Origin of the sequence: Pseudomonas sp. BF-R-01, assembly GCF_019946615.1 — a bacterium.
GTDB classification, from domain to species: domain Bacteria; phylum Pseudomonadota; class Gammaproteobacteria; order Pseudomonadales; family Pseudomonadaceae; genus Aquipseudomonas; species Aquipseudomonas migulae.
On sequence record NZ_JAGYFX010000156.1, the window covers coordinates 1 to 9309 of the forward strand.

The following is a 9309-nucleotide window of genomic DNA, read 5'->3' on the forward strand; positions in this document are numbered from 1 at the left end:
ATGATACGGCGCCCGCGGATATCTACACTCTCTCCGTCGTCGGCAGCGTCAGATGTGTATAAGGGACAGGACACGCCGCATCGCCTGAATCGCCAGCAAGCCGGCTCCTACAGAATGGTGGTGTGTCTGGCACACCGCGTTGCGTCGATCGCCGGCAAGCCGGCTCCTACATCGGTCTTTGCACTAAACGGATAAAGGTCTGCACCCAGCGGATAGTCCACCCCATTGCCCCGTCCTAGCATGAGCCTTGCCTGAACAATAACAATGGAGGCGGCGGCCATGACCCTGCGACCCGAATATCTTCAATCCCTGCTTGAGGACGATCCAGAACAAGGCATCTACCGCTGCAAGCGCGAGATGTTCACCGACCCACGGCTGTTCGACCTTGAGATGGAACACATCTTCGAAGGCAACTGGCTGTACCTGGCGCACGAAAGCCAGATCCCCAACAAAAACGATTTCTACACCACCACCATGGGGCGCCAGTCGATCTTCATCGCGCGCAACAAGGACGGTGAGCTGAACGCCTTTATCAACGCCTGCAGTCACCGTGGCGCGATGCTTTGCCGACACAAGTCCGGCAGCAAAAGCTCGTACACCTGCCCGTTTCATGGCTGGACCTTCAACAACTCCGGCAAACTGCTGAAGGTCAAAGACCCGGCAGCGGCCGGCTACCCGGCGAGCTTCAACTGCGAAGGCTCCCACGACCTGACCAAAGTCGCCCGTTTCGAATCCTATCGCGGCTTCCTGTTCGGCAGCCTCAAGGCTGACGTGGTGCCGCTGGTTGAGCATTTGGGCGAGTCGGCGAAGATCATCGACATGATCGTCGACCAGTCCGCCGACGGCCTGGAAGTGCTGCGCGGTTCGTCCAGCTACATCTACGAAGGCAACTGGAAACTCACCGCCGAAAACGGCGCCGACGGTTACCACGTCAGCTCGGTGCACTGGAACTATGCCGCCACCCAGAACCAGCGCAAACAGCGCGAGGCCGGCGACACCAACCCGACCATGAGCGCTGGCAGCTGGGCCAAGCAGGGCGGTGGTTTCTACTCGTTCGACAAAGGCCACATGCTGCTCTGGACCCGTTGGGCCAACCCTGAGGACCGTCCGCTGTACGAACGTCGCGATGAGCTGGCCAAGGACTTCGGCAAGGCCCGCGCCGACTGGATGATCGAAAACTCGCGCAACCTGTGCCTGTACCCGAACGTGTACCTGATGGACCAGTTCAGCTCGCAGATCCGCATCGCCCGGCCGATCTCGGTCAACCGCACGGAAATCACCATTTACTGCATCGCCCCCAAAGGCGAAAGCGATCACGCCCGTTCGAGCCGGATTCGTCAGTACGAGGATTTCTTCAACGTCAGCGGCATGGCCACCCCGGACGATCTGGAAGAGTTTCGCTCCTGCCAGACCGGCTACCAGGGCAGCGTGACCGCCTGGAACGACATGTCCCGTGGCGCCGAGCACTGGGTCGAAGGCGCCGATGAGGCGGCGAAGGAAATTGACCTGCATCCGTTGCTCAGCGGTGTGCGCACCGAGGACGAAGGCCTGTTCGTGTTGCAGCACAAGTATTGGCAGCAAACCATGCTCAAGGCTCTGGCTGCCGAGCAATCGAAGCTGATTGCCGTGGAGACCGTGTAATGACCATCACCTATGAAACCGTGCGCGACTTCCTCTACCGCGAAGCGCGTTACCTCGATGATCGGCAATGGGACGAATGGCTGGAGTTGTACGCCACGGATGCGACGTTCTGGATGCCGTCCTGGGACGACAACGACGAACTGACTGAAGACCCGCAACGGGAAATCTCGCTGATCTGGTACGGCAACCGCACGGGTCTGGAAGACCGCATCTTCCGCATCAAGACCGAGCGTTCCAGCGCCACCGTGCCGGACACCCGCACCTCGCACAACATCAGCAACATCGAGCTGCTGGAACAGGCGGACGGCCTGTGCAAGGTGCGCTTCAACTGGCACACCTTGAGCTTTCGCTACAAGACCGTCGACAGCTATTTCGGCAGCAGTTTCTACACCCTCGATATGCGCGGCGAAAACCCGCTGATCAAGGCCAAGAAAGTGATCCTGAAGAACGACTACGTTCGTCAGGTCATCGATGTTTACCACCTGTGAGGCGGCCGTCATGACTCATTCCATCGCATTTAATTTCGAAGACGGCGTCACCCGTTTCATCGACGCCAACGCCGGCGAAACCGTGGCCGACGCCGCGTACCGCCAAGGCATCAACATTCCGCTGGATTGCCGCGACGGCGCCTGTGGCACGTGCAAGTGTTTCGCCGAAGCCGGCCGTTACGACCTGGGCGAGGAATACATCGAGGACGCGCTTACGGCGGAGGAAGCCGAACAGGGTTTTGTCCTGACCTGCCAGATGCGCGCCCAGAGCGATTGCGTGGTGCGGGTGCCGGCCTCCTCGGAAGTCTGCCGCACCCAGCAGGCCAGTTTTGAAGCGACTATCAGCGCCGTGCGCCAGCTGTCCGACAGCACCATCGCGTTGTCGATCAAGGGCGATGCACTGAGCAAACTGGCGTTCCTGCCGGGGCAGTACGTGAACCTCGGGGTTCCCGGCAGCGAGCAGACCCGCGCTTATTCGTTCAGCTCGTTGCAGCGTGATGGCGAGGTCAGTTTCCTGATTCGCAATGTGCCTGGTGGTTTGATGAGCAGCTTCCTCACCGGTATGGCAAAGGCCGGCGACAGCATGAGCCTGGCCGGGCCGCTGGGCAGTTTTTATCTGCGCGACATCCGTCGGCCGTTGTTGCTGCTGGCCGGTGGTACGGGGCTTGCGCCATTCACCGCGATGCTGGAAAAAATCGCCGAGCAGGGCAGTGAACATCCGCTGCATCTGATCTACGGCGTGACCAACGATTTCGACCTGGTGGAAATGGATCGGCTGGAAGCCTTCGCCGCACGAATCCCGAATTTCAGCTTCAGCGCCTGCGTGGCCAGCCCCGACAGCCAGCACCCGCTCAAGGGCTACGTGACCCAGCACATCGAGCCCAAACACTTGAACGAGGGCGACGTCGATGTCTACCTGTGCGGCCCGCCGCCGATGGTCGAGGCGGTCAGCCAGTACATTCGCGAGCAAGGCATTGCGCCGGTGAATTTCTACTACGAAAAATTCGCTGCCAGCGCGGCATAACCCTGTGTGACCACGTCCCCCTGTAGGAGCTGGCTTGCCAGCGATGGACGTTAACGATAACGCGTTTTTACAGGATTAATGCGGTGCCTGTGCGTCCATCGCTGGCAAGCCAGCTCCTACAGGTCGAGAGCTATTTTAGATTCGAGGCAGGTATGAACAGATTTCACGAAAAAGTCGCGTTGATCACCGGTGCCGCCCAAGGCATCGGCCGGCGTGTTGCCGAACGCATGGCGGCGGAAGGGGCGCGCTTGATTCTGGTCGACCGCTCCGAGCTGGTGTTTGAAGTGCAGCAGCAATTGGGGAAGGACAGCCAGGTGCTCGCGCTGACTGCCGATCTTGAGCAGTACGGCGAATGCAACCGGGTGATGCAAACCGCCGTCGAGCGCTTCGGTCGTCTCGACATCCTCATCAACAATGTCGGCGGGACGATCTGGGCCAAACCGTTCGAACACTACGAAGCCGAGCAGATCGAGGCCGAAGTCCGCCGCTCTCTGTTCCCGACGTTATGGTGCTGCCATGCCGCGCTGCCGTTCATGCTGGAGCAGGGCAGCGGCGCCATCGTCAACGTCTCGTCCATCGCCACGCGCAGCATCAACCGTGTGCCGTACGGTGCGGCGAAGGGCGGGGTGAATGCGCTGACCGCGTGCCTGGCGTTCGAAACCGCCGGTCGTGGCGTGCGGGTCAATGCCACGGCGCCCGGTGGCACTGAAGCGCCGCCGCGAGTGATTCCGCGCAACAGCGCCGAACAGAGCGCCGAAGAAAAAGTGTGGTACCAGCAGATCGTCGACCAGACGCTCGACAGCAGTTTGATGAAGCGCTATGGCACGCTGGATGAGCAGGCAGGCGCTATTCTGTTTCTGGCCAGCGACGAAGCGTCCTATATCACCGGCATGATCATGCCGGTGGGTGGTGGCGACCAGGGCTGACAGCGTTCGCCAACAACCCCATCAAACGGAGTCAACGTGATGAGTGAAAAACCCACGATCGTGCTGGTCCATGGTTTTTGGGGCGGTGCCGCCCACTGGAACAAGGTTATCGCCGAACTGCTGAAAAAGGGCTACACCCGCATCCGCGCGGTCGAGATGCCGCTCACGTCGTTGGCCGATGATGCCGAGCGCACGCGCAAAATGGTCGCGCAAGAGGCGGGGCCGGTGCTGTTGGTGGGGCATTCCTATGGCGGTGCGGTCATCACTGAGGCCGGCGATCAAGCGAATGTCGTGGGTCTGGTGTACATCGCCGCGTTCGCGCCGGATGCAGGTGAAAGTCCCGGCGCCATCACTCAACGGCATCCGCCCGCTGCCGCAGCGAACCTGGCCCCCGACAGTGATGGTTATTTGTGGGTCAAACCGGAGCTTTACCACGAAAGCTTCTGTCAGGACCTGCCCGCAGCCGAAGGATTGGTCATGGGCATCACCCAAAAAGCCCCCTTGGCCGGCACGTTTGGCGATGCGATCACTACGGTGGCGTGGAAGAGCAAACCGTCGTGGTATCAGGTGTCGACCGACGACCGGATGATCGCGCCGCAAAACCAGCAGTGGATGGCGGGGCGGTTGAACGCCAAAGAGATCCTGACGTTGCACGCCAGTCACGCGTCCCTTGCCTCGATGCCGGTCGAAGTGGCGGCGTTTATCGACAAGGCGGCAACGGCAGTGGCCAAGGCCTGACCTGCCTTACAGGCGACGCTGAAACGCTCTGACGATTCGCAGCGTGGCGTCGCTGGTGTTCAGGTTCTGCACGGCGTCCAGCGGATACCACAGGCAATCGAAAATTTCGTTTTGCGGCCGGGCTTCAGACGAGTTGAGTACCGACGCCTCGTAAACGTGGTGTCGGGTGCCACCCGTTTCCAGTTGCATCAGGTACAGCATGTCGTCGACCCCAAGCCCGGTCTCTTCCTGAAGTTCGCGCATGGCGGCGCCTGCCGCGGTTTCTCCGGGCTCGACCTTTCCGCCGGGCAACGTCCAGCGACACCTTGGCTTGCGCACCAGGAGAACGTGCCGGTCCTGCTCACAAATAACGGTTGCGCGTACTTTCATGTGTTACCTGAGTGCTTGCTGTCATAAAACAGTAATAAAAATGCAATATTCAGGCCGCCCAAGGCTGCACGGGCCTCTTGGCTGGTTAGAGGTCTCACAGGGGCTGAAAGTGCAACCGAATGGCGGAATCCTGTCGCGACGTCTGGTCGGCACCTCGGCAAAGGGCGGGTGTAAGGTAGGCAGGTCAATCCTGGACATCAGTACCGAAAATGGAGGTGACTTATGAGCGTTCCGATGCTGAATAAGATGCACATGAACGGTTATGACGTACTTAGCGTGAGCAATGGCCCATGGCGGGTGTGCACCCAAGGTGACCAACTGGGCGCTTTTGCCAGCCGGGAAGAGGCACTGGCCTTTGCCGCGGCACTTCCCGGTTACAAATCCCGGGCCAAAAGGCCGGCAAGCAACCAGACGACGGTCAAGTAAAACGCTTCGAGCCCCGGTTTTTTCCGGGGCTTTTCATTTCGGCTCAGTAACCGCCGCCACCGCCGCCGGTGCTATGGGAAGACTCCCTGGCTTTTGTTTGCAGGCGGCTCCATTCCGCACAGGTGATGAAGCTGGTGTGGTCGACCTTGCCCCGGTTATCGAAACTGACGTTGTACGCTTGTTGATGGCCGGCTTTCGTCAGCTTGTAGTCATAGCAAGTGCCAGGCACAGCCGTGCGTTCGGTGATGGTGTGAGGCGGCCCGCCGATCTGCTCGACCTGATCCTTGCTCATTCCGGTCTCGACTTTGGCGACCAACGGGAGGTCGCCATAGAGGCGTGATTCAGTGCTGCAGCCCGCCAGCGCTGCCAGTACGACAACCAGCGCGAATAAAGGCTTGTTCATGGCCGCGCTCCTGTTCAGTGAGCTTTGTTGCGACTGATGGCCTTGGCTTTCACTTCTTCGGCATAGCCTGCCAATCGCTGTTCGTCGCCCTGAAACAGGTCGCACAGCCTCAGCACCGCCTGCGCATCGACATCATTGCCAGACAGCTTTAACTGATCTGCCAAGCGTAGAAGCTCCACCGCCGACCACCTCAGGTCCGATGCAACGCTTTGCAGGTCACGTCGAAGTTCGTTTTCAGATTCGTTGAGCCACATGACGATCTCCAGAAAACCTCTGCTACGAAATTTTAGTCCCATTTCCCTGGACAGGGCGTTTTGTTCGTCCGAACTGCCAATGCTGCCTTTGGTCGGGAAGATGCACGCGAGCGAAAAGATTTGCTGTCGTATTGAAGTGGCGAATTTCCGCCGGGGCGAGGCAATTTCAAATGACGACGACCGATGACTTCAGGGTTCACGCGCATGAGCTGATGGTCGATCTGGACGCAGCGACCACGGAGATGATGAAGCTGATTTCCGCTCATCAACTCAGCGGCCCGGAATGGGAGCGGGTCACTCAATGGCAGCACGAAGCGTATGAACGATGGATGACTTTCCTGAACGAACGGCCCGCTGCGCATCCCGGCCAGAGCACCGAAAAACGCTGAGAAAGGCTCAATGAATGGATGTCTGCAAGACGACGCGCTACATTTCCTTTTTTTTGAATAGGGGGGCGTCATGCGGACGTTGATTGCGGGAGTCGTGGTGGCGTTACTGGCGGGGTGTTCCTTGCCTGCGTCGCTGGTGCCGGGTGAGCCGAATGTCAGCAAATACAGTGAGAAGGCGCCGAAGGAGTATGCCGCCTGCGTATTGCCGGCGTGGCAGAAAGAGATTTCCAATACGACTCAAACGCCGATTTCCAATGGCTACCGGATCAAGGCGCCGAGCATCATCACGGCCGACGAAATTCTGGATATCGTGAAATCGAAAGACGGCAGCCGGGTTTCGCTGTATCAAGGGCCGCCATGGGCCAAGTCAGGCGCACTGCGTCAGGCGGTTCGGGACTGTTTGTAAGACTTGGTCGCGAGTTATAGCGGCGTTTGATAGATCGCCATCGCCGGCAAGCCGGCTCCTACAGGGGATTGCGGTGCCCTTGTAGGAGCCGGCTTGCCGGCGATGGCGTCAAATGTTGGTAACCACAATGGTCTGCTCGTCAGCGGCCGGGGCAGCGCTTTTCTTGTCCCGGCGATCACTCATCCAGTTATCAACCTGAGCACTGAACTCCGAGGGCGCCTTTCGCCCGACTTTCCTGGCGAGATCCAGGATGGTCTGCTGGGCGAGGGCATCTTCCATGCGTTTCTGCGCCGTCATCATGACCGCATGGACCGAGCAATGGCCTGACACCGCCCAATCCGGGGCGGAACCTTCGAACAGGGCGCAACGCCCGCGAATTTCCCGGCAATCGAAAATCAGCTTTTGGCCGTCGATGGCATTGACGATATCGAGCACGCTGATTTCGTCGGAGGGCCGGGCCAGCTTGAATCCGCCGCGCACGCCTTCAGTGGCGACCACCAGTTTTGCCTTGGCCAGTTTGGTGAAAATTTTCGCCAGGTAGTCCAGCGGCACGCCCTGCAGTTCTGCGAGGTCACGCACGCTCGCCTCACGGGTGTCGCCGCAATTGCCCACCAGGAAAATCAGGCAATGAATGCCGTACTCAACGCCAGCGCTGTAAAGAGACATTTGGATCTCCGACTAATCTTGTCGCAAATGTTAGCAGCTGAAGGTTAGGCAGGCAACGAATCCCGTCGGCACATCTCTCTGTGCATTACCCCTTGTGCGTGGGTAAAGGCTCTCTCGGTCGAGCCATCGAACCTTTCGATGGCAACCATCAGAAAAAACCGATTGCGTTAATTAACTAGGATCAATACAGTCGTAGTTGTTCGGTCGGCACTGGCAAGCGCACGACCTCTACGAATTCATTGATCGGCCTTCTCACGGAGTTAAAGATGAAACAGCACATTCTGGTAATCGGCGCAGGTTTCGGTGGCATGTGGACGGCTTTGAGCGCCACACGTCTGTTCGACATTCATGGTCACAACGACGTAGAAGTCACCGTCCTGGCCCCGCAGGCCGAGCTGCGCGTGCGTCCGCGGTTCTATGAGCCGAACGCGCACCAACTGGCCGCGCCGATTGGCGAGCTGTTCGATGCGGTGGGAGTGAAGTTCATCAAGGGCGCCGCAGAAACCATCGACGTCGGGCAAAAACGCGTGGGTTATGTCGACGCCTCGGGTGCGAAACAGGTGTGCAGCTACGACAAACTCGTTCTGGCCACCGGCAGCCGTCTGGCGATTCCGGCGACCGCCGGCGTGGCTGAACATGCGTTCGATGTCGACCAGATCGAACAAGCCGTGCGCCTGGAAAACCATCTGAAATCCCTGGCCAGCCTGCCGGAAAGCAAAGCCCGCAACACCGTGGTGGTGGCCGGCGGCGGCTTCACCGGGATTGAAACGGCGACCGAGATGACCGCACGTCTGCGTGCCATTTTGGGCGATCAGGCCGACGTCGAGGTGATCATTGTCGATCGTGGCGAGAAAATTGGCGGGTCGATGGGGGCTGAAATCGCCAAGTCGATCGAAGAGGCCAGTATTGAAACCGGCGTGAAATGGCACTTGAAGGCTTCGGTCCTTTCCGTTGATGCCAACGGTGTCTCTTTGAGCGACGGCCAGCGTATCGAGGCCAAAACCGTGGTCTGGACCACCGGCGTGCGCGCCAGTTCGCTGACCGAGCAGATCCCTGCCGAACGCGATCACCTGGGCCGCCTGCACGTGGACAGCCACCTGAAAGTCATCGGTCAGGACGATATCTTTGCCACCGGCGATGTGGCTTATGCCGCGTCCGACGACATCGGCAACTATGCGTTGATGACCTGCCAACACGCCATCGTATTGGGGCGTCACGCCGGCAATAACGTTGCCGCGCAGATCCTGGGCGTGGACCCGACGCCGTACAGCCAACCCAAATACGTCACCTGCCTGGACCTGGGTGCCTGGGGTGCGGTGTACACCGAGGGCTGGGACCGTCAGGTCAAACTGGTGAAACAGGAAGGCAAGAACCTGAAGACGCAGATCAACACCGTGTGGATCTACCCGCCGGCAGCTGATCGTGCAACCGCATGGGCCGCAGCAGATCCGCTGATCCCGATCGCTTGAGTCGCTGAACGGAAATCACCTGAATCCCTGTAGGAGCGAGCCTGCTCGCGATGATGTGTCAGCCACATAAGGTTGAGTGACACACCATCGCGAGCAGGCTCGCTCCTACA

The 9309-nt window shown here is 59.5% G+C and carries 13 protein-coding genes; 9 read left to right on the plus strand and 4 right to left on the minus strand.

What is annotated here, in order from left to right:
- Nucleotides 1–279 precede the first annotated feature (279 nt).
- The 5 genes from benA (at nucleotide 280) to KGB27_RS29790 (ending at nucleotide 4817) form a co-directional block, all read left to right on the plus strand.
- Complete coding sequence (gene benA / locus KGB27_RS29770; RefSeq protein WP_223557288.1) at nucleotides 280–1641, plus strand: benzoate 1,2-dioxygenase large subunit; 1362 nt, start codon at nucleotides 280–282, stop codon at nucleotides 1639–1641.
- On the plus strand, nucleotides 1641–2129 hold the full coding sequence (gene benB, locus KGB27_RS29775; protein ID WP_008029093.1) for a benzoate 1,2-dioxygenase small subunit: 489 nt from the start codon (nucleotides 1641–1643) through the stop codon (nucleotides 2127–2129). Before benA ends, benB begins: the two co-directional genes overlap by 1 nt.
- Nucleotides 2130–2139: 10 nt before the next feature.
- Nucleotides 2140–3153, plus strand: a complete 1014-nt coding sequence (benC, locus tag KGB27_RS29780) for a benzoate 1,2-dioxygenase electron transfer component BenC (protein ID WP_192229241.1) — start codon at nucleotides 2140–2142, stop codon at nucleotides 3151–3153.
- A 152-nt stretch (nucleotides 3154–3305) separates the two neighbouring features.
- Nucleotides 3306–4079, plus strand: coding sequence for a 1,6-dihydroxycyclohexa-2,4-diene-1-carboxylate dehydrogenase (locus KGB27_RS29785; RefSeq protein ID WP_008029096.1), 774 nt, complete (start codon nucleotides 3306–3308; stop codon nucleotides 4077–4079).
- A 39-nt stretch (nucleotides 4080–4118) separates the two neighbouring features.
- Entirely contained in the window at nucleotides 4119–4817 is a 699-nt protein-coding gene (locus KGB27_RS29790) for an alpha/beta hydrolase (RefSeq protein WP_223557289.1), read from the plus strand.
- 6 nt (nucleotides 4818–4823) lie between these two features.
- Here the strand turns inward: KGB27_RS29790 and KGB27_RS29795 are convergent, their stop codons facing one another.
- Nucleotides 4824–5186 carry an NUDIX hydrolase gene (locus KGB27_RS29795; protein ID WP_008029100.1) on the minus strand — a complete coding sequence of 121 codons (363 nt, stop codon included), beginning with the start codon at nucleotides 5184–5186 and terminating at the stop codon, nucleotides 4824–4826.
- Between the two features lie 222 nt (nucleotides 5187–5408).
- On the opposite strand from KGB27_RS29795, the gene KGB27_RS29800 reads away from it, so the two are divergent.
- The gene (locus KGB27_RS29800) at nucleotides 5409–5612 is read left to right on the plus strand and encodes a hypothetical protein (RefSeq protein ID WP_008029102.1); all 204 of its coding nucleotides are present in this window, start codon (nucleotides 5409–5411) and stop codon (nucleotides 5610–5612) included.
- Between the two features lie 43 nt (nucleotides 5613–5655).
- Here KGB27_RS29800 and osmE read toward each other — a convergent pair whose 3' ends face one another.
- Nucleotides 5656–6015, minus strand: a complete 360-nt coding sequence (gene osmE, locus KGB27_RS29805) for an osmotically-inducible lipoprotein OsmE (RefSeq protein WP_008044854.1) — start codon at nucleotides 6013–6015, stop codon at nucleotides 5656–5658.
- 14 nt (nucleotides 6016–6029) lie between these two features.
- Entirely contained in the window at nucleotides 6030–6269 is a 240-nt protein-coding gene (locus KGB27_RS29810) for a hypothetical protein (protein ID WP_008029106.1), read from the minus strand.
- 170 nt (nucleotides 6270–6439) lie between these two features.
- On the opposite strand from KGB27_RS29810, the gene KGB27_RS29815 reads away from it, so the two are divergent.
- Complete coding sequence (locus tag KGB27_RS29815; RefSeq protein ID WP_008044853.1) at nucleotides 6440–6658, plus strand: hypothetical protein; 219 nt, start codon at nucleotides 6440–6442, stop codon at nucleotides 6656–6658.
- A 70-nt stretch (nucleotides 6659–6728) separates the two neighbouring features.
- Entirely contained in the window at nucleotides 6729–7064 is a 336-nt protein-coding gene (locus KGB27_RS29820; protein WP_008044852.1) for a hypothetical protein, read from the plus strand.
- Between the two features lie 108 nt (nucleotides 7065–7172).
- On the opposite strand, the gene KGB27_RS29825 is transcribed toward KGB27_RS29820, so the two are convergent.
- Nucleotides 7173–7730: an RrF2 family transcriptional regulator gene (locus KGB27_RS29825; protein ID WP_192229247.1), complete on the minus strand. Its 558-nt coding sequence runs from the start codon at nucleotides 7728–7730 to the stop codon at nucleotides 7173–7175.
- Between the two features lie 266 nt (nucleotides 7731–7996).
- On the opposite strand from KGB27_RS29825, the gene KGB27_RS29830 reads away from it, so the two are divergent.
- A complete protein-coding gene (locus KGB27_RS29830; protein ID WP_223557290.1) occupies nucleotides 7997–9199 on the plus strand; it encodes an NAD(P)/FAD-dependent oxidoreductase in 1203 nt (400 codons plus the stop codon).
- The last annotated feature ends 110 nt before the right edge of the window (nucleotides 9200–9309 follow it).

What these genes read in the sequence shown, in the direction of transcription:
- KGB27_RS29810 (WP_008029106.1), bottom strand. Translation starts at nt 6,269, where the DNA reads ATGTGGCTCAACGAATCTGAAAACGAACTTCGACGTGACCTGCAAAGC.
- KGB27_RS29785 (WP_008029096.1), top strand. Translation starts at nt 3,306, where the DNA reads ATGAACAGATTTCACGAAAAAGTCGCGTTGATCACCGGTGCCGCCCAA.
- KGB27_RS29815 (WP_008044853.1), top strand. Translation starts at nt 6,440, where the DNA reads ATGACGACGACCGATGACTTCAGGGTTCACGCGCATGAGCTGATGGTC.
- KGB27_RS29825 (WP_192229247.1), bottom strand. Translation starts at nt 7,730, where the DNA reads ATGTCTCTTTACAGCGCTGGCGTTGAGTACGGCATTCATTGCCTGATT.
- KGB27_RS29800 (WP_008029102.1), top strand. Translation starts at nt 5,409, where the DNA reads ATGAGCGTTCCGATGCTGAATAAGATGCACATGAACGGTTATGACGTA.
- benA (WP_223557288.1), top strand. Translation starts at nt 280, where the DNA reads ATGACCCTGCGACCCGAATATCTTCAATCCCTGCTTGAGGACGATCCA.
- KGB27_RS29790 (WP_223557289.1), top strand. Translation starts at nt 4,119, where the DNA reads ATGAGTGAAAAACCCACGATCGTGCTGGTCCATGGTTTTTGGGGCGGT.
- benC (WP_192229241.1), top strand. Translation starts at nt 2,140, where the DNA reads ATGACTCATTCCATCGCATTTAATTTCGAAGACGGCGTCACCCGTTTC.
- KGB27_RS29795 (WP_008029100.1), bottom strand. Translation starts at nt 5,186, where the DNA reads ATGAAAGTACGCGCAACCGTTATTTGTGAGCAGGACCGGCACGTTCTC.
- KGB27_RS29820 (WP_008044852.1), top strand. Translation starts at nt 6,729, where the DNA reads ATGCGGACGTTGATTGCGGGAGTCGTGGTGGCGTTACTGGCGGGGTGT.
- benB (WP_008029093.1), top strand. Translation starts at nt 1,641, where the DNA reads ATGACCATCACCTATGAAACCGTGCGCGACTTCCTCTACCGCGAAGCG.
- KGB27_RS29830 (WP_223557290.1), top strand. Translation starts at nt 7,997, where the DNA reads ATGAAACAGCACATTCTGGTAATCGGCGCAGGTTTCGGTGGCATGTGG.
- osmE (WP_008044854.1), bottom strand. Translation starts at nt 6,015, where the DNA reads ATGAACAAGCCTTTATTCGCGCTGGTTGTCGTACTGGCAGCGCTGGCG.